This window comes from Vibrio sp. 10N (assembly GCF_036245475.1).
Lineage (GTDB): Bacteria > Pseudomonadota > Gammaproteobacteria > Enterobacterales > Vibrionaceae > Vibrio.
Genome location: NZ_BTPM01000002.1, coordinates 1,460,067 through 1,485,464 on the forward strand (window position 1 = coordinate 1,460,067; position 25,398 = coordinate 1,485,464).

Annotated in this window: 18 protein-coding genes and 1 pseudogene; 6 read left to right on the plus strand and 13 right to left on the minus strand. The window is 46.9% G+C overall.

The annotated features are described in order from the left end of the window. The first annotated feature begins 6 nt into the window (after positions 1 to 6). Together AAA946_RS22640 and AAA946_RS22645 are read left to right on the plus strand one after the other, a co-directional pair. Positions 7 to 1,005: an ABC transporter ATP-binding protein gene (locus AAA946_RS22640; RefSeq protein ID WP_338167002.1), complete on the plus strand. Its 999-nt coding sequence runs from the start codon at positions 7 to 9 to the stop codon at positions 1,003 to 1,005. Beyond that, positions 1,002 to 2,786, plus strand: coding sequence for an aminopeptidase P family protein (locus AAA946_RS22645; RefSeq protein WP_338167003.1), 1,785 nt, complete (start codon positions 1,002 to 1,004; stop codon positions 2,784 to 2,786). Before AAA946_RS22640 ends, AAA946_RS22645 begins: the two co-directional genes overlap by 4 nt. Positions 2,787 to 3,277: 491 nt before the next feature. Here AAA946_RS22645 and AAA946_RS22650 read toward each other — a convergent pair whose 3' ends face one another. The 3 genes from AAA946_RS22650 to AAA946_RS22660 form a co-directional block, all read right to left on the minus strand. Next, entirely contained in the window at positions 3,278 to 5,452 is a 2,175-nt protein-coding gene (locus AAA946_RS22650) for a M9 family metallopeptidase (protein WP_338167004.1), read from the minus strand. 264 nt (positions 5,453 to 5,716) lie between these two features. After that, positions 5,717 to 6,193, minus strand: coding sequence for a hypothetical protein (locus AAA946_RS22655; RefSeq protein ID WP_338167005.1), 477 nt, complete (start codon positions 6,191 to 6,193; stop codon positions 5,717 to 5,719). 79 nt (positions 6,194 to 6,272) lie between these two features. Further along, complete coding sequence (locus AAA946_RS22660) at positions 6,273 to 6,944, minus strand: Qnr family pentapeptide repeat protein (RefSeq protein WP_338167006.1); 672 nt, start codon at positions 6,942 to 6,944, stop codon at positions 6,273 to 6,275. Between the two features lie 424 nt (positions 6,945 to 7,368). On the opposite strand from AAA946_RS22660, the gene AAA946_RS22665 reads away from it, so the two are divergent. Continuing rightward, positions 7,369 to 8,574, plus strand: a complete 1,206-nt coding sequence (locus tag AAA946_RS22665; RefSeq protein WP_338167007.1) for a multidrug effflux MFS transporter — start codon at positions 7,369 to 7,371, stop codon at positions 8,572 to 8,574. A 41-nt stretch (positions 8,575 to 8,615) separates the two neighbouring features. Here AAA946_RS22665 and AAA946_RS22670 read toward each other — a convergent pair whose 3' ends face one another. Next, entirely contained in the window at positions 8,616 to 9,089 is a 474-nt protein-coding gene (locus AAA946_RS22670; RefSeq protein ID WP_338167008.1) for a peptide-methionine (S)-S-oxide reductase, read from the minus strand. 252 nt (positions 9,090 to 9,341) lie between these two features. Here AAA946_RS22670 and AAA946_RS22675 point away from each other — a divergent pair, with 252 nt between their 5' ends. Continuing rightward, positions 9,342 to 9,860 carry a phosphoribosyltransferase gene (locus AAA946_RS22675; protein WP_338167009.1) on the plus strand — a complete coding sequence of 173 codons (519 nt, stop codon included), beginning with the start codon at positions 9,342 to 9,344 and terminating at the stop codon, positions 9,858 to 9,860. On the opposite strand, the gene AAA946_RS22680 is transcribed toward AAA946_RS22675, so the two are convergent. Then, positions 9,822 to 10,754, minus strand: a complete 933-nt coding sequence (locus AAA946_RS22680) for a lipase secretion chaperone (protein WP_338167010.1) — start codon at positions 10,752 to 10,754, stop codon at positions 9,822 to 9,824. The two genes, AAA946_RS22675 and AAA946_RS22680, sit on opposite strands and share 39 nt — an antisense overlap. Before the next feature lie 2 nt (positions 10,755 to 10,756). Further along, a pseudogene (locus tag AAA946_RS22685) lies at positions 10,757 to 11,676 on the minus strand (lipase family alpha/beta hydrolase). Positions 11,677 to 11,904: 228 nt separating this feature from the next. Here AAA946_RS22685 and AAA946_RS22690 point away from each other — a divergent pair. After that, complete coding sequence (locus AAA946_RS22690; protein WP_338167011.1) at positions 11,905 to 12,618, plus strand: hypothetical protein; 714 nt, start codon at positions 11,905 to 11,907, stop codon at positions 12,616 to 12,618. Positions 12,619 to 12,711: 93 nt separating this feature from the next. Here AAA946_RS22690 and AAA946_RS22695 read toward each other — a convergent pair whose 3' ends face one another. The 6 genes from AAA946_RS22695 to ahpC (AAA946_RS22720) all read right to left on the minus strand — a co-directional run bounded on the left by AAA946_RS22695 (position 12,712) and on the right by ahpC (AAA946_RS22720) (position 23,153). Further along, a complete protein-coding gene (locus AAA946_RS22695; RefSeq protein WP_338167012.1) occupies positions 12,712 to 13,389 on the minus strand; it encodes an SDR family oxidoreductase in 678 nt (225 codons plus the stop codon). 151 nt (positions 13,390 to 13,540) lie between these two features. After that, positions 13,541 to 16,261, minus strand: a complete 2,721-nt coding sequence (locus AAA946_RS22700) for a M12 family metallo-peptidase (RefSeq protein WP_338167013.1) — start codon at positions 16,259 to 16,261, stop codon at positions 13,541 to 13,543. A gap of 295 nt (positions 16,262 to 16,556) precedes the next feature. Beyond that, positions 16,557 to 18,167 (minus strand): alkyl hydroperoxide reductase subunit F, encoded by a 1,611-nt coding sequence (gene ahpF, locus AAA946_RS22705; protein ID WP_338167014.1) that lies wholly within the window; start codon positions 18,165 to 18,167, stop codon positions 16,557 to 16,559. A gap of 218 nt (positions 18,168 to 18,385) precedes the next feature. After that, positions 18,386 to 18,943, minus strand: coding sequence for an alkyl hydroperoxide reductase subunit C (ahpC, locus tag AAA946_RS22710; protein WP_042500071.1), 558 nt, complete (start codon positions 18,941 to 18,943; stop codon positions 18,386 to 18,388). 193 nt (positions 18,944 to 19,136) lie between these two features. Continuing rightward, positions 19,137 to 22,181, minus strand: a complete 3,045-nt coding sequence (locus AAA946_RS22715; RefSeq protein ID WP_338167015.1) for a polysaccharide lyase family 8 super-sandwich domain-containing protein — start codon at positions 22,179 to 22,181, stop codon at positions 19,137 to 19,139. A 414-nt stretch (positions 22,182 to 22,595) separates the two neighbouring features. Further along, a complete protein-coding gene (gene ahpC, locus AAA946_RS22720; protein WP_006069782.1) occupies positions 22,596 to 23,153 on the minus strand; it encodes an alkyl hydroperoxide reductase subunit C in 558 nt (185 codons plus the stop codon). A 303-nt stretch (positions 23,154 to 23,456) separates the two neighbouring features. On the opposite strand from ahpC (AAA946_RS22720), the gene AAA946_RS22725 reads away from it, so the two are divergent. Next, positions 23,457 to 24,887 carry a glutathione synthase gene (locus AAA946_RS22725; RefSeq protein ID WP_338167016.1) on the plus strand — a complete coding sequence of 477 codons (1,431 nt, stop codon included), beginning with the start codon at positions 23,457 to 23,459 and terminating at the stop codon, positions 24,885 to 24,887. Here AAA946_RS22725 and AAA946_RS22730 read toward each other — a convergent pair. Further along, on the minus strand, positions 24,881 to 25,387 hold the full coding sequence (locus AAA946_RS22730) for a sigma-70 family RNA polymerase sigma factor (RefSeq protein ID WP_338167227.1): 507 nt from the start codon (positions 25,385 to 25,387) through the stop codon (positions 24,881 to 24,883). The genes AAA946_RS22725 and AAA946_RS22730 overlap by 7 nt on opposite strands. Between the last annotated feature and the right edge of the window lie 11 nt (positions 25,388 to 25,398).

Here is a 25,398-nt window from a genome sequence, read left to right on the forward strand (position 1 = left end):
GATAGTATGCAACGCAAAGAGATACTATTGGCGGCGCAAGATCTGCAAGTACACTTTACGGTCAAAAAACACCTTATCGCCAGCAAACGTAAGGTGGTTAAGGCCGTCAATGGCATTGATCTTGATGTTTATCGCGGCGAAACTTTAGGAATCGTGGGCGAATCGGGTTGCGGCAAATCGACACTAGCGCGTGCGCTGCTGAGATTGATCGAACCAACTCACGGTGATCTCATCTGGAAAGGTGAAGACATGCGCGCATTTGGTAAAGCCGAACTTGCTCGCCGCCGCCGTGAATTTCAAATGGTATTCCAAGATCCCTCTGCCTGTTTGAACCCAAGGCTAACCATCGCTGAGTGTATTGCCGAACCGCTGCTCACCCACGAGCCTCAGCTTAAGCGCCAAGAAGTCGAACGACGTGTCATTGCGATGATGGACAAAGTCGGACTATTGGCAAGCCAGCGTAATCGCTATCCCCATGAGTTTTCAGGCGGTCAATGCCAGCGTGTCGGCATTGCCAGAGCGCTGATCCTCAACCCTGACCTCGTCGTCTGTGATGAGCCAGTCAGTGCATTGGATGTCTCGGTTCAAGCACAGGTCATTAACTTACTCGATGACTTAAAAAAAGAGATGGGCCTGACCCTCGTCATGATTGCCCACGATCTGAGTGTGGTTCGACATATCAGCGATCGCGTGATGGTGATGTATCTTGGCAAACCAATGGAAGTAGGACATTATCAGCAAGTGTTTGATGAGGCTAAACACCCCTACACCAAAGCACTCCTTTCCGCAGTGCCCATCGCCAATCCGACACTCGCCAAAGCGCGCGACATTCAACTTTTGAGCGGAGATTTACCTTCTCCACTCAATCCGCCGAGCGGCTGCGTATTTAGGACTCGCTGCCCAGATGCAACGGAGCAATGTGGACAGCAACCACCCACGAAAACGGGTAACCAGCATCACCATATTTTTTGTACTCACTCGACATTAGGAACGTCCCCTGTATGAAACAGAACCCAATTTGTGAGCGATTAGCTCTTCTGCGCAATGCCATGAAACAGCGTGGCTACAGCGCGTATATCGTCACCAATAATGATCCACACAACAGCGAATACTCAGCGGCTCATTGGCTAGCGCGCAGTTGGATCTCTGGCTTTACTGGCTCAGCAGGCGATGCCGTAGTCACCGCTCAAGGTGGTGGCGTATGGACAGATGGCCGTTACTATATTCAAGCCGAAGAGCAGCTCTCCGGCACCAGCTTGTCACTGTTCAAAGCAAAAGAAGTGGAAACGCCATCCATTGCCAAATGGCTGGCACAAACGCTACCGACACAGTCAGTGGTCGGTGTCGATGGCCGCTCTATCAGCTACGCGTTTTATCAGCAGCTGGAGCAAGAGCTGACCCCAAAAGGCATTCGCATTGAGCTTGCTGACATCCTAACGCCGATTTGGCAAGAGCGTCCGCTACGTCCACAAGCGCCAATCTTCAGTCATGACATCGCCTATGCCGGTGAATCGGTGGATGACAAGCTCACTCGACTGCGCGACTACCTGCGCGACGAGGATGCCCAAGCGCTCCTAGTCTCAACTCTTGACGATGTCATGTGGAGCCTAAACATTCGTGGTGCAGACACGCCATATTGTCCGATTTCAGAAGCTTACTTACTGATTACTGCACAAAGCTGCCATTTATTCATCGACCGATTAAAAATCAATGCCGCACTTGAAAAGCAGCTGTTAGATGCAGGTATTGTGACGCTCGACTACGGCAAAGTCTCAGACACCATCAACTTGCTACCAAGCAAAACCAAACTTCATTTTAGCTCAACCAATACTGACAGCCTGCTCGCTAGCTCGATTAATCTGACCATTTCATTAGTCGATACACCATGTGTCGTCACCAAAATGAAGGCTCAGAAGAACCCAACCGAACTGGCTTCCATGGAACAAACCCTGATCCAAGATGGTGTCGCCATGGTGCGCTTTATGCACTGGCTAGAGCAGCAAGTTCCAAGTGGTCAAGTGACAGAACTCGCAGCAGAGCAGCAGCTACAAGGCTACCGCAAACAACTTGATGGTTATCTTTCTGACAGTTTTAGGACCATTGCTGGCTTTGCAGAACATGGCGCCAAAATGCACTATGCTGCCAACGAGCAAAGCAATGCGACCGTCGATGAAAGCAATCTGTTTTTGGTCGACTCTGGCGGCCAATATCCGGGTGGCACCACAGATATTACCCGTACTTTCCATTACGGCCAGCCAACTGAGCAGCAGCGTGTCGATTACACCTTGGTACTCAAAGCAGTCATTCGCCTAACGACCGCGCAGTTCTTAAAAGGCACCACAGGAGCGAACCTCGATATTCTCGCGCGAGGCGTACTCTGGCAGCATGGCATTGACTATAAATGTGGCACTGGTCATGGTGTGGGCGTCTGCTTGAACGTGCACGAAGGACCGCAAAACTTCTCTCAAAACATCAAAGAAGTGGCGCTAGAGCTTGGTATGGTGATCACCAACGAACCTGGTGTCTATCGTGAGGGCGAATACGGCATTCGCATTGAAAACATCATGAAGGTAGTGCCGCGCACCTCGAATGAGTTTGGTGAGTTCTATGGGTTTGAAACCATCACCATTGCGCCAATTGCAACCAATCTTTTAAACCTAGAAATGCTCGAGTCCGTAGAGCGAACTTGGCTCAATAACTATCATCAGCAAGTGTTCGAATTGCTATCGCCTTATCTTGCTGGCGATACGCTTGATTGGCTCAAGGACGCGACGCTTCCGGTTTAATCAATTCCTCTCCCGTGTTCCTTTCACGTGTTAGCCAGATGAAAGCAAGCTCTGATGGCTAGTGAAGAAAGGTTTGCCAGCGCAAGCTGGCTTTTTTGGTTTTGTTATGTGGAATTTTATCGAGGGTTGGAATTTAGGATAATTTCGCGGTGTATGTGCAGAGTTGTATTGACGGGGCGTGAAACACAGAAGTGCCCCATTTCGCGCTTCCTCCCCCCCAAAAAAATCACTGTCATCCCCTTGAAAAAGGGGATCTCATGCGGCGCGTCGCGAAGCTGAATTACGTGACTTAGTCGAATATTTTCAGTCAATTACACGCGGTAAGAGATCCTCACTTTCGTGAGGATGACGGCTACGTGGGGCATGTTAAAAACGAGCGGACGTAGACTATTTATGTCCAAAAGTGAGCTGCAAACACAGATTGCCAGCGCTCTGTCACGATAAAAAATCCCAGCCACACCTTGGCTGGGATCCATCCATTCACACATCAACTAACGTCGACATTCAGTCGTATCAAGCTCAACAATCAACGACGCACCACTGTACTCACCCGATACCTGAATATAGCCCCAATAGTTATCCTGTTTATCCAGCACAATACACTCGCCATTACCAAGCTGAGCAGAGACCACGTCCGAGGCAGAGCCCGTTGGCCAGCCTTCGTTGCTGTAACGAAGTGTTAAATCACCACTGCCGTGTGCAGTAGAAATCGCAATACTGCTGCTGGCATTGACCGCTTCCACACTGAGCCATAAAGGGACACTTGAAGAGAGGCAAATCGCCTCACCTGCCGTTACGCGGCCGCTTCCTGTAGCGTTATTACTCGTACACACATCAGGCACTGGGATGCCGCCCACTAGTTGCTGTGTCCACTGCTCAAACTCGCTTTGATATTGCACCGCCCACTGATTGACGTGACCTTTGTAAGCAGCCCAATCACCGCGTCTGGTTTCCACCAGCATATGCGCTAAGTCTTCTTTATGGTGCTCAAACATAAACCTTACCGCCAAGTAGCCCCAACGATAGATTCGGTCGACATCGAAGCCGTCGTAGGTGGTTTCAAATATCTCTTGTAAGGTGAACGCGCTGCCATCAGCAATGGTGTCCAGTGCAGCTTGGTTATCGTTTTGTTTTGAGATGTACTCTGCCACCCCTTCACTCCACCACACCACTTTTTCCGTCGGTGTCGAGAAGTTGCCATATAAATCAAAACGGCCATCTAGGTAGTGCACATACTCATGCTCTAGGTTCCAGATAAAATGATCTGGGTTGGCGTAGCTCGCCTCATAGGCAATAAAGTTGGGCACATTGCCCGGCACCGACGGATCACCTTCTAGATACATTCCACCGTTGTTTGTATCGATACCAAAGATGGGGCCAGCGTACTTGCGGTAATCATCACTGGAGTTGAAGATATTGACTTGAAGCTGAGTGTTGTAATCGTCCGCGACAGGCTCATTACCGGTTTCTAGCTCAAAGTGAAAATGCGTTTCTTCAAAGCCCATCTTGTCACATGCAGCTTGCTGCTGAGTAAGGGTCAGATCTTGAGAGAGAATACGAATTGTATCGCTACAGGTGTAATTTTGACTCAATACCAGGCTTTTAAGCTCAGTTTCAAAGCCGCAGATGCCATACTCGGCACAATCTGCGTAGTAGCTGGCAACATCCGCCGCGGCAAGCCACACTGCGTCTCCGCTGCCATACATGGTGTATTGGTCAAATAAGGCGGTGAGCTCTGATGTCACTACCGGAGCGATGGCAGTATTGGTGTACTGCGTCATACGCGCCAATTCACGGCCGGCATTGACAGCCATAAATTCAGAGGAAGAGTTGAGCTTAGAGCTATCTTTTGCAAACGCGGCCAGATCGCGCACTAAAGATTCTCGCCCAGCAATAGCGGTTTTAAAGGCACTGCTCCACTGACCACGATACAGAATAGTGAAAATACCATTAACCGCATCACGCATATTCCAGTGCTGAGCATAATCATCATTCCAGCGAGTTAACCACTGCTCGATAACGTCTAAATATTCATGTTGTAAGCTAGCACTGTCCATAGTGGTGATCACTTCTGCCAACACTTTTCCGTGTGCATCATTGCTGGCATAGAAATGCGTGTTGGCCACAAAGGTATCGACCGCTTCTTTAACCGCTGTCGTCACCCAAGAAGTGAAACTGACGCCATCGTTATAAAACTCAGCGTAGTAGCCTGCACGCAAATACAGAAACAACGCTTCCAACTCATCGCTGCCGGTTCCAGAATAGGTTTTAGCCAGCTCGGTGGCATGTTTGGCGACGTAGTACATGTTGTTGGAGCTAAAGGCGTCGATTTGAGTTTGGCTGTCAGCGGAGAACAAGTCATTCACGCACTCCGCACCTTGAGTTTTCAGCTCATTGATAAGAGATTGGCTGTTCGATGTCGCGAAAGCAGACACATCGCACTCAACCACAGCTTGGACACTAAAGGTCATCACTCGTGGCTGAGGATTGATGGTGGTTGCCCGCTCTTGAGACGGGCCGGTATCGAGATTGTCATCATGGTCATCACTTTCATGAGAGTGATGGTGGTCGGCATCAATGACTTGAGGTACTGGCGCTGTATCCGCCAGCGCAGAGAAACTAACCAAGGACGCTGCCAAGGCCAGAGAAAGTTTGTTCAATTCCATTTACTTTTGTCTCTTTGGTCTAATTGTGTAAGCAAGCTTCGATTTGCTATTGTTGCCAATAGCAAATTCTGCAAATAACAGTCGCTTCAAAGTGCGCATTAAACCGCACTGAAACACTCACCAAACTAGACACCAACCATAGAACCAGAAACATTTTCTTAACATCCTGCCAATTTAGTTTCAGATCTTGGGACTGGTAGAGTCAAAATATGATTTTATAAAATATACATTCTTCTATTTGTGAATTTAGGCTAGCAATCACAGTCAGTTAGCGCGCCGCGTACATTGGGTTTGCTCGCCATCAACTTCTTTAAGCGTCATCGTGGTGGCCGATAGCTCAAGCACTTCCGTGGCCAACTGCTGATACTCTCGTAGCGCTTCTGCCAAAGGCTCAGATAACTCATTGCCATTTGAGTTTGCCGTGGCCATACTCAGCACCTCAAAACGCTCCGTCAATGTTGTCCCTTCTAATTGCCAACTGCCTCCTGTGACGAGCTCAACCTTAACCGCACCTTTGCTTGTCGTCACAGGATAATTTAAGAACACCCGACCACTAAACTCGCCATTCTCCCCATACGCGACATGCACCTTGGATTTGATATCCGTTAGCTTATATTCACACTGCCATGCTCCGGCGATATTCTGTGGCGTAATAGCAAGCGCTTGCTCCGCTTTGCTTTCTGGCTGACTACAAGCCGCCAACGCCAACGCGGTGATTCCCGCGACTATGACTCTTTTCATTTTGCATCCTTGTACTGGACTGATTGTCACTATAATTGTAGTTAATCCATTGTTTATTGGGTGATTTGCTTAAAGGCTTTTAGGCTGGCATCACAATTAACCCGAGCGGCTCAAGTAACTGCGCTTGCTGCCAATCACAGATCTTTACACCGGTTAAGTCGATGCGTCTTGGGTCAAGGCCTTCTAAATCCACATGACACAGATCCGCTCCTTGTAATCGACACTGATCCCAGCAATCCGCAGAGAACACGCCTCGACTTAAGTCCGAACCCTGTAGTGAGGCTCCTTGCAAGTTCGCCCCAATCCAACGATTTTCAAACAAATCACATTTCTCGATGATTTGACGCTCAAAATTGGCGTAAGACAAGTTACAACCGGTAATAAACACCGAACAAAAGTACATGGTGTGGCTGACTTGGTTAGCAAATCGCGCCCTCGAAAAATTGGCACCTTTAAGATCGCACTCTCTAAACTCAGCGCCGAAGCAATCCGCCCCTTCGAAATTACTCATCGCCATCTGACAGTGCTTGAAACTGGCATCCTTGAGATTGGCATACTCAAACTGACAGCCCTCAAGATCGCTACGATCAATGAACTTACAATGCTCGAAGCTCGCATCAGAGAGATCAGTACGAGAAAAGTCACACTGGTAAAACTGACAGTTCGAAAATGAGGCCTGAGCCAGATCTTGCTGCGAGAAGTCGTGTTGATGAAAGGTCTTGTCTTGGTAGTGCGAATTACTTTGATGCATAGTCTCTCGATATATGTGCTGCTGGCCCCAAAAGGCGCCGTGTTCCTCACGATTGGTTTATGGAGCATAACACTGCGGGCACGCTGAAACTAATAATAAATATCTATTAAAAACAACAATTTAAATAGAGCCAAAATAGCCAATTTAAGGGGGCATAGCGACGTTTTAAGCAGGTTAAAACTCGACAAGCGTACGCTCATACCAAAAAAATAATTTTCAACGCGAGAAGGCGTGATTTGAATGCCGTCAAGATGCGGGTTGACTTCGAAGTCAATAGCGATAGAATTGGTTGACTTAGTCAACTACATTATTCATATCAAACTTCGGCTCTGCCTGTCTACATATCATTGGGCACCTGTCGTACCTAAGTTGACATTCTCATGTTGCCGCACTTCGGCACATTATCAACTTGAAGGATTTAAGCTTGAAACAACTGCAACCTGTCCTGGGGTCAAAAGGCACCCTATTGTTCCTCGTCATTATCAGCGCCTTTCCACCTTTGACAATCGATCTCTACTTACCTGCGCTGCCGACCATGGTTAATGTATTTAATACCACTGAATCTATGGTCAACCTAACGCTAAGCAGTTACTTCATTACCTATGCCGTCGGTCTTTTGTTTTGGGGCCCACTGAGTGAAAAGTTTGGCCGCAAGCCAATTTTGCTGATTGGTATTGGCAGTTATATGCTAGCCAGTATCCTCTGCGCACAGTCTGGCAGCATTGAGCACCTTATCGCTTCGCGCGTTCTGCAAGCCTTTGCGGGAAGTGCCATCACGGTAGTATCGACTGCGATCGTGAAAGATATGTTCGAAGGTCGCGAGCGCGAGCGCATCATGGCCACCATTATGTCACTGGTGATCATCGCGCCTATGGTGGCACCCGTACTCGGAGCGTTTTTACTGCAAATTGCCTCTTGGCGCATGATGTTTGTTACGCTCGCGATTTTTGGCGCCTGTGCGTCTCTGCTGGCATTTTGCTACAAAGAGACATTAGAAACGCGTTACACAGGATCGCTGGTTCGCTCTTGGACTCGCCTTGGTGTGGTGATTAAAAACCCACGATTTGTCATTCTATTGTGCATTTTTTCCATCGCGCCTATGGCCTTGATGGGCTTTCTTGCAGCCGGGTCTTACATCTACATCAACGGGTTTGGCCTGACCGAGCAGCAGTTTAGCTACTTCTTCTCATTCAATGCCATCGTCGCCTCCTTTGGCCCAACCATATATATGAAGCTCTCACGCCACATCGCCGTACAAAACGTTATCTCTGGATGCTTTGCCATTTTGGTTACCGTCGGCGTAATGACACTCACCTTCGGTGATACCTCTCCATGGGCATTTGCGCTTCTAGCCGCACCTGCGACACTGATGGTGATCATGATGCGCGTTCCTGCGACCAACCTAATGCTTGACCAACAAGACAAAGACACCGGCTCTGCGGTCGCGTTGATTCAGTTCTTTGCTATGATTTGTGGCTCGGCAGGCATGCTGTTGGTATCGATTCGACCAGATTCCCTGATTGCCAACCTTGGCATGATTCAATTGTGTATTGGTGTGATTGGCGGCTTGATGTGGCTGATGGTGAGAAATCGCGATTTTGTTGTCGATAAGCTTGTCAAGGCGCACTAACCAGTAAAGGGGCGCTCGCCCCTTTTAATAAGTTTCACCAGTTAGCCCTTATACTTATGCAGTATATTTTTAGGAATGTGGCAATAATCATTCGGATGTAGCGTCAATCTATCTTGATGCTCCTCATCGCTCTTGACGTAATTGCTGAGCGGCAATACCTCAACCGCGATTTTGCCTGAGTCTGGACGCGCCGCGATATACTGTCGAACAAGTTCAAGATGATTAGGATTCACACTGTAAACTCCAGTGCGGTATTTAGTCCCTACATCCTCCCCTTGCTTGTTGAGGCTATAGGGGTCGATGATTTCAAAAAAGAAATCCATCAACTGCTCCACAGTCACTTTATCTGGGTCAAACTCCGTGAGTACACACTCAGCATAGCCGTCGTAGTCGCTTGCTGTGGTATCAGTTGTGCCATTGGCTCTGCCAGCTTGGGTTTTTACCACTCCGGGTAAGTGGCGCATGAACTCTTGTACACCCCATAAGCAGCCACCCGCAAAGTAGATCTTTTCCATCTGGTATCGCACCCAAAACACACTTGAAGGCAGGCAAGGTAACACAGTTTAGAGCGAGATGGGACTATGCTGACAAGGTCTAACACGAATTGATGGTGCTCGGCCGCTAAATCAAGGCCGGATATGAGAAGTAGGCGAAAATTCTGAATCAAACTCGAGACAAAGCGTACGAAGACAAATTCTCTCGGTGCTAGGATATCAAGACATAAATGTATGCCGTATTATGGAATCGCGGCTCAATGGAGAAAAACTATGCGTAATCGGCATTTAGGCGAGCTCGTACTGAGTAAAGCGCAGATCCAAGCTGGCACAAAGAAAGTCGCTGAGCTTATCAATCAACAATTCAAAGAGGTAGTGGTCATCTCTGTGGTACCGGGTGGTATCTTGTTCACCGCTGACCTAGTAAGACAGCTGACGATTGATGTGAGTATGGATACCATCTCATGCCCTCATACACCGGGCGATCGCAACAACCAGTCCGAGATTGTTTATCATCAGAATATCGAGATTGAAGGTAAAGATGTCATCGTTATTGATGATGCCATTGAGTCCGGTGGCACGATGAAGCGCCTGGTCGAGTACCTTTCGACCAATTATCAACCGAAATCTCTGTCTATCGCGACGCTATTTGTCAAACCGGGCAGAGTGGACATTCCATTCCCGCAGCTTTATGCCTATGAGATGGAAAACGACGATTTGCTTGTCGGTTACGGGCTGCCTTGGAACGACAAGCTAAGAAACGTTCCTTACGTCTCCAAGCTTGTAAAATAACCAACGCACAAGGGGCATGTTTTGCCCCCCTTTGTTTTGTCCTTTACTTTTCAACGACTGCTGCGAACTCTTCTGCAAACGCTCTAAAGGTTCTTGGCTTTTGAGCTGTCGACGGTCAAACAAAGGCTCTCTCAGCGCAGCAATGCCTTGCTGCCGGTCATATTCCGACAGCGCTTCATTATTTATGATCTCAGCTCGAGCTAACATGTAGCTTTGAACATTATGTTCAAAGCGCGCCCTTTTCGCATCCAATGTCGCTAACCTTTGAGTCACTTCAGTACCAACTAATGACTCTCGCACCAAGAACTGACTTTGTGCATCCATTGAGTTTGTCTCATTGAGCGCAGTCAGTAAGTTCGCGTTGTAGTAGCTCTTCTGAAGTTCTGGGGACAGTTGCGCCAACTCTTGTTGCCACATCTGCTGGTACTCTGCAGGGCTCTGAGCTAACTGCTTTAGCTCTCTTTGTCTGAGCGCAAGCTCCCGCATTTGGTTTTCTTCTGCAAACAAACGTTGCTGCTGTTCAAACGTAAAAAAGTGCGTTTGAAGTGCCAAGATTTGCTGATGCAAGGCATCAAAGTCTTCCACTACCCCTAGTTCTGCTAACGCTGCTTTGTATTGAATGAACTTCTTAAATAGCTGAGGATCCATACCAGTAGAGTGGTCGCTGTAGTGTTCAAATCTTTGCTCGATTGTCTTAACGTCAGTTTGGCTAACATCAGAAAGAAAGTAATCGAATGTGTCACGAAGTGACCCCTCATCGATCTGGGTATCCTGTTGAGAGGGCGCCTGTATTAGCAAGTCCGAGCTATCGCGGTTTGCCTTCCAAATCCACGTCCCCGCAGCAGCGGCACAACCAACAGATAACATCAGCAGCCATTTGGTCGTCGTTTGCATGGCTATAGTCCTTGAAGCTGGAGTCGATTCGCGTGTTGTCGGTATAAGGTTTTTGGATCAGTTTCGAATAAGTGGTGGATACCGAGCAGGCCATTGATTTCATCAAGATGATTCATCTTGTAATCGTCGCCAATCACTTTGCCTAAGTGAGTACTGCACTGACCCACCAAGCCATCATTAGGTTCATTAAAGGCAAGCCCTAAGATGAGCATCGCTGGGTCAGCAGGGTCGAGCACATTGGTGTAGGTCGAGGTGCCTGTCCAACGCCATTGTCTGCTTTCCAGTCGCCATCACCACAAGTGGAGGTAGGCACACCTTCTGGATAGTAAGCATTAAATGCCAGTGACCCCTCTGTTGTGAGCGCTTCAAGTGAGCTCAGTCCGTCTTGAGGTAAATCGGAGCCACCAGAGAGCAAACCAATCAATGTGGTCAACCCACCCGCCAGTTTTACCGCAACTGCTTCCGCAGCAGAGCCTTCAGGGACTGTACTGCGCACCAAATCGGCCACTTTAGAGCCCTTATTTACACCACCGACACTAGTCACGGAGGCCACCATTTCCGGTGCTACCGAAGCAACATATCTAGCAGTAGGTGCACCGTGACTATGACCAATAAGGTTGACCTTTTTCGCGCCAGTGACCGCCAGTACATTCTCTACCTGAGTAAGTAATTGCTCACCTCGAACTTCAGAGCTGTTGGTCGCTGAAATCTGCGCGACGAACACTGTGGCTCCATCCTTACTCAACGTTTTCGGGATTCCGTAGAAGTAATCAAAACCCGCTAGGGAGTCGAAACCAAATAGCCCATGAACCAACACAATAGGGTATTGGGTTTGTGTGTATCCAGACTGATAACCAAACAGTTTAGCTTGCACATTGAGCGCGAAAGCCGCGCACAAAACAAGCAATGAAATATGCTTCATTTTACCTTTTCCTTGTCAGACCTCCGATGAGTTAATCTGCGTAGTAGAGCAAATTTGAGGTCGCCAAAGTGTATTTTCAAAAATGTGAATTTGTGCCCACATTTGCATATCCACCTCATTTGAAATGATCACATTCAACCAATGAGCAACTATTGTCATACGATTTTAACGTGCCAGTCATACAGATAAATAAGAATAATTACTCCACCCTAACTCACGGATATTACAATGAATTACAACAAGTTAATCCTTTTAGTTGGTAGTTTACTCACGCAGCCAAGCATCGCAGACACCGATGTTTACCTCACCAATAACTCCGATAAGCCATCGAGCATTCAGGTACAACATCGGGGAACAACAGAGCTCAGTTACAGCGAAGAGTGGCAGCAAAAGCTTGGCATTTTGATCTTTGAAAGCGATGAATCTCTCGCTTCACGCATCGCTCAATTTAAGCAACAAGCAAAACTTGTTTGGGGTGCGTGGGCCGAAGTATTGCTTACCGCTTATGATTTCAAGCTGGATCAGCAAAACCTGCTACTTGGAAGTCCAGAGCAATATCGTGACGCGTTTGAAGCGCTTTTAGAATCGTCCCACGAGCACGATTTGGGTTTAAACACCGATGTAGCGAAGTTCGAAAAAGCGGTGAGTTCATTACCAGACACAATGAGTGAAGACGAAAAAAACGCCTTTATTGCCGAGCTTGAACACACTTATTTAACGCACGCTCAAAAACAAGACATTCGAACTAGAGAGCGACAAGTTACCGCTCAGCAGGATATGGTTCAAAATTATCACTTCGAACTCAGTCAGCTCAAGAATCGCTTGTCTAATCAGAGAAATACAAAATATGCCGAGCTAACTGATACCGAATGGCAAATGGTCTATAGACGAAAGATCACAGAGTTTCGAAGGACGTTTTTCAGTCATGAGGATGACATCTAAAAAGGGACTAACGCTAGAGTGCGCATTTTCGCATAAACAAAAAACAAAGGCACTGCTTATAAACAGTGCCTTCTCCGAACAAAACCAACGTTATTACTCGATTTCAACCATTGGTCTAAACGTCATTTCATGCATCACCACATCAGCTGGCAACTCTAGTACCTGAATCACCGCTTTCGCGACACTTGCTGGGTGCATGTACTCAGGGCGCTCTGCTTCGCGGAAACTGGTATCAGTACCACCAGGGAACAGTGAGGTAACTTTAATACCATGAGGCTGCGCTTCTTTCATCAAAATAGCGCTGAATCCTGCCAACCCTTGTTTCATCGCCGAGTAAATACTCATGGTTTCGTTGGCACGTTTGGCTGCCGTACTCACGACATTAATGATTTGGCCCGATTTTTTTGGCTTCATTACTTTAAGCGCTTCGCGGCTTAGTAGTGCCGGTGCACGCAAGTTGATGGCGTATTGCTCTTCAAACTCTTCTAACGTGAACTCTTCAATCGGGCATTTACGAGAAATCATGCCCGCGTTATTGATCAGTACATCCACACTACCAACCAGCACGATCGCCTTATCAAACAGACCTACTGTTTCACCAGCATCACTGAGATCGGCAACAACAACCTCACAACCCGTTTGCTGCTTCAACTGAGCCAGCTTATCTTCGCTGCGCCCTGACGCCACAACCTTAAAGCCCTTTTCACACAGTTGCTTAGTAAGCTCGTAACCAATGCCGCTCGTCGCGCCTGTAATTAGGATATTTTTCATATCGTTCTCTCAAAGCAGTAATAGGAAGGTACTTAACGCGAGCTATAAAGTAGCTCTGCTAACAACAAACGGCAGTTACATACTTTAAACTCACCTGATAGCCTACCTAGGCTCATAATCTAAGACCAGGTAGGCTCTGAAGTACTTTGTATCAAGCCTTTTCTAATGTCCTACGACGACGAACTCCCACTACCGAAAACGCGGCAAGGCCAAGCCCCAAAAGCCCCTCGAGGCCAATCGCGCCACCGCCACTACCGCCATCTCCGCCGCCAACTCCGGGCTTTGACTCAATCTTTTTCGGCAACACAATATCAAATGTGAGTGGATACCAGTCTGACAATTCACTCGTTTGATAGCTTATAGCAAGACTCAACGTTTCACCCTCTAAGTCTTCAGAAAAACTGGCTTTCAAGTCAATCACGTTATTCTTCGCGTCAACTCGCTCCGACTCAAAGTTTAGTCCCGCAGATTGGTCAATCACTGCTGATGAAAGCTGCTGATTACCTGTCAATTGAATACGACATGACCTTTCTTCCCCAATCTCGCAACTTTGAACAATCATTGGTGAGGCGTGTTTGACAACTTGAATCTCTTTTTCTGAGAAGTCTTGATTCGAGACAGTCACTACATAATTACCTGCCTCGAAACTGCTAAAGTCTAGTATTGCCTGATCGCCATTTTGTTTAATGTCCAATTCTTTACCGTCCACCTCGACTCGATAGCCTTCGAGAAGGTTAATGTCGCCAAGCACGACCTCGAACTCAGCTGGTGCTAGTGATACATTGTCTACATCAACCAAAATAGGTTCTTTACGGAGTAAATGACGGATATCGAAATTCACTGTGGTTTTACTCACCACCTTCTCATAATTCTCGCCCGTCCAGCTTAGCGAAGGCTCTGTAATCAGTAGCTCTACCGGAATGGCTTTCGCGTGAAATAGCCAGCGCTCATAACCATACTCCTCAATAACGCGACCAGCGAGATCATCGGCAAGCTGTTGAGTGAGCTCTCGTTCTGAGTACTTAGATGTCGCACTCAGATGAACTCCATCGTTTTGCACCTCAATCGAAATATCAAAATAGTTCTGAAGCCAGTCCAACTGACGATTATCCGTTTCATTGGCTAAATCGTCGTAGTTCACTACAGTAGAAGACCTCGAACAACTGTAACCGTTTGGATCTGGCTCAATACACGGAGCCAAAGACGACACCAAATATAACTTGGAATCATCACTTAGGGGGGCTGACAATCCTACTTGAGCAATTGCTGCATTATTCGCTTGAGGCACATACGTATTATTTGCTTCCGATACGAGGTTAGATGCTTGCTTTATCGGAACCAGGACAGAACCTAACACCGACTTTCTTATCCCTTCCGCACCTTCAATCTTGTACATCCCTATCACGTTCACACACTCTCTATAGCTATCATCAAGAGTGACATCAAGATAGTTATTCTCCGTTACGGTGACAGCACCACCCTCGTAGTCATACTCATCAGGAAAATCCAGTCGATCACAATCGTAACTACGATAAATCTCGTAACGACTGGATACATCAGGCCACTCCACACGATAACCGTCCAAATTTTGTGATAACGAGATAGGCTTCATGTCGTAACGCTGATGGATCATGTCTTGCTCAGCGATTCTCAGGAATGCAGCCATGTCGGCACTGTCTTCCACACCAGCAGCACGGCCTAGATCGATTCCATGAAGTTTTTTCGAATTAGAAAAGCTCACTACCGTTTCACAATAACTGTCTGCTGTCTCCCTACATGATGAATAGTAGGCCATTATGCTATAAAGGCTTTCTGAGGAATTAATATATCCATAGTTAATGGCACCGAAATAATGCTCTCCGCCAGCTCCCCAGCCACCGGTCTCTAGCGTGTGTCTATCGTGATTTGCTCCTAAATTATGCCCGGTTTCATGAGCACTCACGCGGCCATTACCAATAGCATTTGCCTTCACTAAATTAAAGTACGGTGGATCACTGTAGTAATCAGGTCGGTTAATGTTGTCTTCGTCATAGCCTAAACCACTATGGGCAATACCACCCCAGCCATTATTTAGGTTGTTATCGGTAATAATCTGCACTATATCGATAGCATTAATCGCAATAAGACGTGACACTTCAGGTATTGCCCGCACTGCTTCCCTCGTTTCAATGGTTCCAGACTCTTGAGGAAAATCAAAATCAGCGAATATAAGGCGATTTTTGATCCCTTTTTGCATATCTGTTTCATTAAAAGCTCGTTCAGCATTCATAAGATCTGCTTGCAATAGTTCTCTAGCTACTGCGACATTCTCTGGTGTTACCTCACTGTCCCCAGTCAAATAACGGACGGTGGAATGATCGAAAACCACTATTTGATGAACTGTATCGCGCTTAGTAGGTGGTGCAGGTAAAGATTGATCTGCTTGAATGAAAGATTGATAGTAAGGAGAAAAATAACGAGATCTAGATTGTGCTTGCGTATAGTGAACAATATTATCTTCAATTAAATGTGGTCGAACTCGCGAACGTACCGAATAATCGTCATTTCGCCAAGTCACGGTGTAAGTAGCTTGCTTCCAATGCAACTGCGCCACCAGCTTATCATCCACTAAAGCAATTGAACTAAGGTTGTTGTCCTTCTCGCCCTGATATTTGAGAGCACCAATGAGGCGATTCCCTTGGCGGTCTACCACTTCAAACTGCATCTGCTTCATCGCTAAGGATGGTAAATCAACGATTGTTGAAAGCTCATCAAAGCCGTTTTCCAGTTCATGCCATGACTGATTTGCTAAAGTATTAAATGAGCATACAGCAAGCATACTCGTGCTAGCTACCTTAATTAACTTAGATAGCTGGGACTGTTTTAATTTCATTATTGACATCCATTTTCGAATTATCGTTACAGTAAGTTCATTACCTACGACTTACTTGGATACCAATGTAACATCACCAATGTTAATAATATAAATTACAAACACCATAGTGGGATGCATTTATCACTAAGAGCAATACATATTAAGAAGCTCAACCAATAATAAAGTAATTATTATTCACCCACCAAATAACCCGAATAAAATTAATTTTCAGGGGTTATTTATTGGTTTTAGATTTATTCTATTTGACAAAAAAACACCGCTAACTTAAGCGGTGTTTTTTCTGGCATTATGTTTAAACTGTTTCCACCGATTTTATCGGCGCCGGATTACGAATCAAGAAATCAAACGCGCCCAAGCTCGCTTTTGCACCTTCGCCCATCGCGATGATGATTTGCTTGTAAGGAACGGTCGTCACATCACCCGCCGCAAACACACCTTTCATGCTGGTTGCACCATGCGCATCGACTTCGATTTCACCGCGCGGTGATAGCTCCACTTTGGTCCTTTTTAGCCATTCACTGTTTGGCACCAGACCGATTTGAACAAAGATACCCGCAAGCTCGATCTGCTTGATTTCATCTGTGTTGCGATCTTTGTACTCAAGACCTGTCACTCGTGTGCCATCACCGAGAACTTCAGTGGTTTGAGCCATCGTGATGATATCAATGTTTGGCATGCTGTTCGCTTTGTCGATAAGCACTTGGTCTGCGCGTAGTACATCCGCAAATTCAAGAACGGTAACGTGCTCAACGATACCTGCTAGGTCAATCGCCGCTTCAATACCTGAGTTACCGCCGCCGATAACCGCTGTGCGCTTGCCTTTGAATAGTGGACCATCACAGTGTGGGCAGTAAGCCACGCCTTTGTTGCGATACTCTTGCTCACCTGGGACGTTCATTTCACGCCAGCGTGCACCAGTACTTGTGATTACCGAGCGAGCTTTTAGCACTGCACCACTTTCTAGAACTACGTGGGTATAACCGTCATCGGTATCTTCTGCATCAATGATGTTTGCTGCACGCTGCTCTGTGATGACTTCAACGCCGTACTCTTTAACGTGCTCTTCTAAACTTGCCACTAGCTTAGGACCCGTCGTCGCTTTCACTGAAATGAAGTTCTCGATGGCCATAGTGTCCATCACCTGACCACCAAAGCGATCGGCGACCACACCGGTGCGAATACCTTTACGCGCTGCATAGATAGCGGCTGAAGATCCAGCAGGACCACCACCGACAACCAGTACATCAAACGGCGCGGTTTCATTTAGCTGATTGGCTTTTTTCTCTGCCGCACCTGTGTCGACTTTATTTAGGATTTCATTCAGTGACATACGACCTTGGCCGAACAGTTCACCATTAATGAATACGCTTGGCACCGCCATGATGTCGCGCTGCTTCACTTCATCTTGGAATGCAGCACCGTCGATCATGGTGACGTTTACCAGCGGGTTAATGGCTGCCATCATGTTGAAGGCTTGAACCACTTCCGGACAGTTTTGGCATGATAGAGAGATAAAGATCTCGACATCTAGCGGTGAGTTCAGCTGTGCGATTTGCTCAATAGTTTCAGCTTCTAGTTTGATTGGGTGACCACCTGTGTGCAGCAGGGCTAGCACCAGTGATGTAAATTCGTGACCCATTGGCAGACCGGCAAAACCAATAGCGGTGCCCTTCTCAGGGTTGACAACGCGCATTACTGGCTTGCGTGGGCTTGCAGCGTCGTCGCGAACGACGTCAATTTTGCTGCTAAGTGATGCGATGTCATTAGCAAGAGATTCGAGCTTGCTTGCCGTACTGTTGTTGTTTGCAAGACTTAGGTCATCAAGGCTGAGAACCAATTGAACTTGGGTTTTAACGTTTTCTAGATACGCTTTTAATTGCTGCTTCATTGCTTGATCTAACATACTGATACCTACTCTATAAGACTGCTTAACATCAGAAGGAATTTAAAAAGGGATAATAAAAAAGGGGACCCTTTTGATGTTGAATTAATAATGATTTTAAAGGGTGCACGCCCCCCACTTTTACAAGCCGATGGTAGAAGCCATAAAAGTGACTGCGGGGCGTGCAACACGGACACGAATGTCGTTTATTGCTGCGTTTGGTTAAGCTCTAAGAGCGTTTAGATTTTGCCTACTAGGTCTAGAGATGGCGCGAGTGTTTCTTCACCTTCTTTCCATTTCGCTGGGCAAACTTCACCTGGGTTAGCCGCTACGTATTGTGCTGCTTTCACTTTACGCATTAAGTCTTCCGCGTCGCGGCCGATGCCTTCTGCAGTGATTTCCATGGCTTGGATTACGCCTTCTGGGTCAACTAGGAACGTCGCGCGGTCTGCTAGACCTTGACCTTCACGCATCACACCGAAGTTGTTAGTGATAGTGCCTGTTTGGTCGCCAACCATGTAGTAGTTGATTTTACCGATAGTGTCTGAGCTGTCGTGCCACGCTTTGTGAGTGAAATGCGTGTCTGTTGATACTGAGTAAACCTCAACACCGCGCTCTTGAAGCTCTGCATAGTGGTCTGCAAGGTCGCCAAGCTCTGTTGGGCAAACGAATGTGAAGTCAGCAGGGTAGAAGAAGAATACTGCCCATTTGCCTTTCACGTCTTGCTCTGTGATTTCTACAAAATCGCCCTGTTTGAATGCTGTTGCTGAAAATGGCTTGATAGTGGTGTTAATCATAATTTTTACTCTCTCAAAGTGTTTGTGTTGCGCTGTCCTGCGCCGATGTAGATATATTGCAACGAGAGAGTGATTTTGAAAATTCGTCCTTTCCTATCTCTTTGATAGGAAATTCCTATTAAGTATCTAATGGGATAACTGAGGATAAAAAAGCCCCCTCCTGAAAAGAGGGGGGCGAAGTAACATGTTGTTATTATTGAGCAGGTACCACTACTGAGGCTGGCATCCCTGTGTATAGATCATGTCTACCTTTGTAAGCCTTATCGAGAGAATCTGGCAATTCGATAGTGAGCTCCGATTGATTGCCGTAGCTATTTACACTCACGGTCTGACCCGCCTTCTGCTCAGGTTTTCTTCCTTGGGTTTGATAATCAAACGTACCAGAGCGAAGGCCTCTATTAATAGTCAGGTTTAAGGTGTTACGGTCGTTACGCGTGAAAAAGCGGAAACGTCGGCTATCACTTTCTTCCATCGCATTGCGATCCACATGGTGCATTGGATCCTGAGCCGATATCGACCAACTATCACCATTACGCTCTAATAGAATCAAAGCTGGCTTGTCAACAGTCACCGTCAGTGGTTCCCCTCCAAGTGTCGCCACGCTCTCGCTTCCTGCTTGATAAAATGACATGGCAACATACTCATGACCAGACGCACTGGAATAATAAACCGTGTGAGTCAGGCCGCTGGTTTTGATAACCAATTGGCGCTTTAGCCTATCGACAATCTCTGGCATCTGCTCCGCTGTCACGTTCGGGATGGCGACATATTGATAATTTGAGCCAATGCCCTCACCCGTTGGATGCTGACCGTGGTCAATCGCAATATGGAATACCGCTTCGTTAGCGCCATGAGTGCTGTTGATGGCACCTCCACCCTTTAGCATTACCGACGTGTCCGACTGAGCCAATACCACGTAGCCCACTTTGTCTTGGTGGAACCATGCACTGTCTTGAACCGATACCGTGTCGTCAAGGTAGCTGCCAGCCTCAACAACTTGTTGCTGACCACCATCCACTTGATAAGTTAGGAGTCCATCCCAAGACGCCTGATCGACAGTGGTGATAATGGAGGCCACTTCCCAACCATCACCATTTTTACTTCGAGAGACTTGTGAGCCAACTGCGACCGCTATGTCGTCAATAAACGCGACCGACTTATTCGCAGAAGCAGAGTTATACGGCGCTTCACTGTCATACTTAAATGAAGCAAAACCATGACTGCCATTGGAAACCACGCCCGAATAATGTTTAGGGTTAAAGAGTTTAAAATCACTCTTCATTGGCAGTTCATCGACTCTAAGCTCTTCTGTTAAGCCCGGTAAAGCATGCCAATCCCAGCTGTCCATGACCTTAGAGTACTCATCACCATCAACTAACAATTGAAGAACACCACAACCATTGTGATAACCGACATCCGGTTCAAAACTCTCTGCACCCATAGAGCGCGATGAGTTCATTTTGAACGACATGTAGTACGCCGGTGTTTGCTGGCCAGATTGTCTTTGCACCATGAAATCGCTATTCCAGTAAGCACGGTTCACCGTCGCTTCATGGCTATTGTTTTCTAGGTTATTGCGAAAATTCACCAGCTCTGTTTCGCGGCGGATCTCAGTATCACCGCTTTTCGCCTCCAGAATGGTATCAATCCCTTTAATAAGTTTGGTAGAGCCGAAAATAGGCGTGATATCAGATGCGTGACTGCGCCCAGCCGTTTGAAAATCCAAACCACCTCGATAGACAAAGTTTGGATAACTATCGAGTACAAAGTCCGTCGACTGATTGTAAGTGTTATTGGTTAACTTCCATGGCGTGTCCGCTAAAATACCGGCGACTTCTGAAGGCGTGCCGGCCATCCATTCAAAGCCATATGCGAAAAATGCCATGTCTTGCCTAGCGCCAACGTGATGCGAAATGGTGCCATCTGGTAAGATCCCCGATTGGCCATATTTGAATGCATGGCGAGTGTTGGTCTCGAGCCAAGTTTTCAAATCATAAAGCGCACCTTTTGGTGTCCACTCAGGCAGCAGTGAGGTGTTTTGCGCGGCGAATGGCGCATAATCAGCATACCACCAAGGCTGGTAAGTGAGTGGCTGGTTATAGTCACTCCATAATACGCTCATCATCAACCATGTTCTCATGCGGTGGTGACGGTTCGCATCCGACCATGCTCCTGGGCTGCGCTTCAAATCGTCTTGCAAATAGAAGCGGTTAAACTCTGGCTGGCGCTGGCGATAAGGCAGATCAAAAGCAATTTGCAATAAGTTTTGAAAGCTCTCTTTCGCTTGCTTAGCGCGGGGGTTACCCTTAGCAATATCTCGATTCATTGCTGGTGACAACACAAAGCCCGCCGCACTGATTGGATCGGTGAATCGCCACTGATGCGTTACCATGTTATGCATCAATGTGGGCGTGTTAGCGAAGTCGTTGAGTGGGAAATGCGCCGTATAGCGATTGATCGCTTTATATAAAGCAGAAATTAAACGCCTACGCTCATAAGCCTCACCTTGATATCCAAATTGATCGCTGTAGGTCAGTGCGTAAGCCAACGAATTGATTTGGTTTGCCGCCAGCATGAGCTCTTTCCCTAACACGCGGGGGCGAATGTCTAACAATTCATCTTCGTTTCGCGCATGATAAAACTCCATGCCCTCAAACGCACCCTCGTTAGCATTAAGCTCTTGAATGTAATCTTCAATCTCACCGTCACTATAGACAAAAGAACCGCGCAATCGTCCATTGCTCTCAAGGAAAGACATGGCACGATGATGTAATTGACTCCACTGCGTTTGGTTAACGACCTCAATAGTGATGATGCGGCTTTCGACTTTAGTTTCACCCTGTTTTAAAACAACGCGAATCGGGTGCTGACCCATGGACAAATTCGCGCCCTCACGCAACACGAATTCACCAAACAACCGACCGTTGTCATCACGCTGATTTCTTAAGGCAAATAGAGAATGGTCACCATCCGCTAACTCATAGTACAAAGCATCACTAAGATGGCTTGGTTTATAGTTCAGTGGGTGATTCAAACGACCGACAACCACATCGCCAGCCTTGGCATTTACATCTATATCAAAGTATTCATGGTCGTAACTGGCTGTTGAAAGGGCTTGTTGTTGATTCGACACTGACGTTCGTGCATCTAGCAGATCCATAAACGGCAAATCAGAAGCGTGAAGAGTGGGGCTAAAACTAAGCATGACCAAGCATGCCAATCGAGTTTGGCTGAACATTGAGATTCTCTATCTATATGGAAACAGGAGCACAGAATCTAATGGCTAGAAGACAAAATCTTAAGTTAACTTTTTATTATAAAAAGGCTTATTCATCATACTGATAACTAGTATTGCAAGTGAAAAGCGCTAGTTGTGAATCGCCTGTTACTCAAGACGAAGCATCCATTGAATACAAACATAAAAAAAGAGATAACTTCTTCAAAAGTGATACAACTCACCTGAAGTCTGAAGCCACATCTCAATTTAACAAAGCCGTATTCTGAGAATAGTTATTAGTGGAATGAATAGATTGGGGAGGGAAAAGTGAAAGGCTGCACGCCCCTTCTCTAAACTGCCAATGGTAGAAGCAATTTAGAGAGGTTGGGGCGTGCAACACGGACTTGATAATCCGGTTTACATCAAGCGAGACGCTTAGATTTTACCAACTAGGTCTAGAGACGGAGCCAGTGTTTCTTCACCTTCTTTCCATTTCGCTGGGCAAACTTCACCTGGGTTAGCCGCTACGTATTGTGCTGCTTTCACTTTACGCATTAGGTCTTCTGCGTCACGGCCGATGCCTTCTGCCGTGATTTCCATTGCTTGGATAACACCTTCTGGGTCAACTAGGAACGTCGCGCGGTCTGCTAGGCCTTGACCTTCACGCATCACACCGAAGTTGTTAGTGATAGTGCCTGTTTGGTCGCCAACCATGTAGTAGTTGATTTTGCCGATAGTGTCTGAGCTGTCATGCCACGCTTTGTGAGTGAAGTGCGTGTCTGTTGATACTGAGTAAACTTCAACACCGCGCTCTTGAAGCTCTGCGTAGTGATCAGCAAGGTCGCCAAGTTCTGTTGGGCAAACGAATGTGAAGTCAGCTGGGTAGAAGAAGAATACTGCCCATTTGCCTTTCACATCTTGCTCTGTGATTTCTACGAATTCGCCTTGTTTGAATGCTGTTGCTGAAAATGGCTTGATAGTCGTGTTGATCATAATTTTACTCTCTCAATATGGTCTTGTTATCTGGTGTGGCACTGTCCTGCGCCGATGGATACATATTGCAATGAGAGCGCGTTTTTGAAAATTCGTCTGTGCCTATCTATTCGATTGGTATTTTCTATCAATAGCGATTGGCTTTCGCTATCGATGTTGACAACATAAAAATTGGAAGTGTTATTTCGACTTTATTGGAAATGTAGTTAACCTTAGTTTTTATTTTCGACTGGCGCCATCAATCAAGCCCATCATCCACGAAGATGAAAAGCGTCAACCACTGCCAGGTTATAGGTAAGAATAATGAACACCCCAACACTTGCTATCCAAGATGCCATCAACTGGATGATGACCCACAATGTCATGTTAAAAGCGACGCCAGGAAGCAGTAAACACGCCGCTGTAAGCCTCACGCCTGCAACGATTTCCGAGGCCCGATTCAATGCACTTCGTGAATCAGCGCCTATTTTTGGTCAATTAATCAACGTGGTGGCTGAAAATCATCAGTTTCTTCAACAAGCGATTGAGCCCGTAGCCCAAGGCGATGCGTTTTTCCGTGAGCTACTTGCGATGCACAAAGCCATTCACCAAAAAGGCAACGCCAAACGTACACCACTACTCATGATGCGTACTGACTTTATGGATGACCAAGAGTTAGGGCCGCAACTTATTGAGTTTAATGGCATTGCAGCAGGTATGGGGCCATTTGGGCAGCGCGCTCATGAACTTCATCGCTATCTGCAAAAGCAAGCACCAAATGCGTTTAGCAACTGGAACGATAATCCGCATGCAAAACTTATCGATAACTTGGCTATCACCCGTTTAGCCGAGGGAGTTGTTCATGCCGCGCAGAGCATTAAAGCGCAAACTGAGGAACAAGATAGCGCTAAGTTTTTAATGGTGGTGCAAGAAAACGAAGACAACATTTTCGATCAGTTCTTACTCGAACAGCAGTTGCGTGAAATGGGCATTGAAACGTATCGACGCACCTTCAAACAGCTGCATTGCTCACTGAGCACCGGAGACAATGGACGCCTAGTACTCGATGGTGTTGGTGGCATCGATGTGGTGTATTTACGAGCGGGCTATCAGTATTGCGATTACGCCGCGCACGATATCGATAGCAATAAGTGTTGTGACGCCTTAATGAACACACGCATTTTCATTGAGCAGCATAAGGTTGCCGTCAATGCGACAGTGAGCCAACAACTCGCTACTAGCAAGCGAGTGCAAACGCTGCTGACGTCGATGACGGCTGCGCAACTGACACGCTTCGATCTGACGTTGCAACAAGCAGAGCGCGTAAAAAGTCTCCTCGGTGACATGAGGCTGGTGAATGAGAACAGCTGCGACTTTATCAGCACTGAAGATGTCGACAACTGGGTGCTTAAAAACCAAGGTGAAGGCGGTGGACACTGTATTTTTGGCGAGGACATCCCTCAAAAATTGCAACAACTGACCCCTGAACAATATGAAACTTGGGCGCTGATGAGACGAGTTCGCCCAGCACCAAGAATAACACCAGCTCTCGTAGTAAGAGAAGGTGTGGCAGATACCGTCGATGGCCTAATTAGTGAACTCGGCCTGTTCACGGTTCACTTAAATGGCAAGCCAGTTACCGCTGATGGTGGATATGCGGGCTATTTGGTGCGAAGTAAAGCCTCGACGACCACCGAAGGCGGCGTACATAGCGGATTAGGTGTCCTGGACTCTCTTGCGTACGAGGCTCATTGAGCACGCTTAAAACAGCACACTCCTGAACTATCCTGCACAACCTGACACTCACTAATCAGTCTTTGTTTTAATTCAATACGCGCGCGGCGAAGCCGCGCTTTCGTTGCAGGAAGAGATAAGCCTTGTGTTTTCGCATATTGAGCTTGTGTCACCCCATTTAAATCACAGACTTCAATGATGTGCCTATCGCTATCAGACATTTTAGGCAAGATACGCGGTAAGCAGGTTTGCAACTGTGTCATGACAGGTGTCGCTGTTTCTGAAGACTGGAGATCATCGATAGGCTCGAGCTCAATCCTTTTTCGTAAGCGGTCTATTAGATGGTTTTTCGTCACTTTAAAAATCCAAGCTTTACCATCAGACAATGAGCAAAATCGCTCGCTATGACTCATCGCCTTAAGAAACACTTCCTGCATAATATCTTCGGTTTCATGCTGGCTTTGGGTTTGTTTCAGCAGCCATGCATACAACATCGCTTCGGTGTTATCCCAAGCCGTCATTAGGCACTTCA

Bases quoted from the DNA above. Each gene is read 5' to 3' on its own strand.
- AAA946_RS22640 (WP_338167002.1), top strand. From the start codon at position 7: ATGCAACGCAAAGAGATACTATTGGCGGCGCAAGATCTGCAAGTACAC.
- AAA946_RS22645 (WP_338167003.1), top strand. From the start codon at position 1,002: ATGAAACAGAACCCAATTTGTGAGCGATTAGCTCTTCTGCGCAATGCC.
- AAA946_RS22650 (WP_338167004.1), bottom strand. From the start codon at position 5,452: ATGGAATTGAACAAACTTTCTCTGGCCTTGGCAGCGTCCTTGGTTAGT.
- AAA946_RS22655 (WP_338167005.1), bottom strand. From the start codon at position 6,193: ATGAAAAGAGTCATAGTCGCGGGAATCACCGCGTTGGCGTTGGCGGCT.
- AAA946_RS22660 (WP_338167006.1), bottom strand. From the start codon at position 6,944: ATGCATCAAAGTAATTCGCACTACCAAGACAAGACCTTTCATCAACAC.
- AAA946_RS22670 (WP_338167008.1), bottom strand. From the start codon at position 9,089: ATGGAAAAGATCTACTTTGCGGGTGGCTGCTTATGGGGTGTACAAGAG.
- AAA946_RS22675 (WP_338167009.1), top strand. From the start codon at position 9,342: ATGCGTAATCGGCATTTAGGCGAGCTCGTACTGAGTAAAGCGCAGATC.
- AAA946_RS22680 (WP_338167010.1), bottom strand. From the start codon at position 10,754: ATGCAAACGACGACCAAATGGCTGCTGATGTTATCTGTTGGTTGTGCC.
- AAA946_RS22690 (WP_338167011.1), top strand. From the start codon at position 11,905: ATGAATTACAACAAGTTAATCCTTTTAGTTGGTAGTTTACTCACGCAG.
- AAA946_RS22695 (WP_338167012.1), bottom strand. From the start codon at position 13,389: ATGAAAAATATCCTAATTACAGGCGCGACGAGCGGCATTGGTTACGAG.
- AAA946_RS22700 (WP_338167013.1), bottom strand. From the start codon at position 16,261: ATGAAATTAAAACAGTCCCAGCTATCTAAGTTAATTAAGGTAGCTAGC.
- ahpF (WP_338167014.1), bottom strand. From the start codon at position 18,167: ATGTTAGATCAAGCAATGAAGCAGCAATTAAAAGCGTATCTAGAAAAC.
- ahpC (WP_042500071.1), bottom strand. From the start codon at position 18,943: ATGATTAACACCACTATCAAGCCATTTTCAGCAACAGCATTCAAACAG.
- AAA946_RS22715 (WP_338167015.1), bottom strand. From the start codon at position 22,181: ATGTTCAGCCAAACTCGATTGGCATGCTTGGTCATGCTTAGTTTTAGC.
- ahpC (WP_006069782.1), bottom strand. From the start codon at position 23,153: ATGATCAACACGACTATCAAGCCATTTTCAGCAACAGCATTCAAACAA.
- AAA946_RS22725 (WP_338167016.1), top strand. From the start codon at position 23,457: ATGAACACCCCAACACTTGCTATCCAAGATGCCATCAACTGGATGATG.
- AAA946_RS22730 (WP_338167227.1), bottom strand. From the start codon at position 25,387: ATGACGGCTTGGGATAACACCGAAGCGATGTTGTATGCATGGCTGCTG.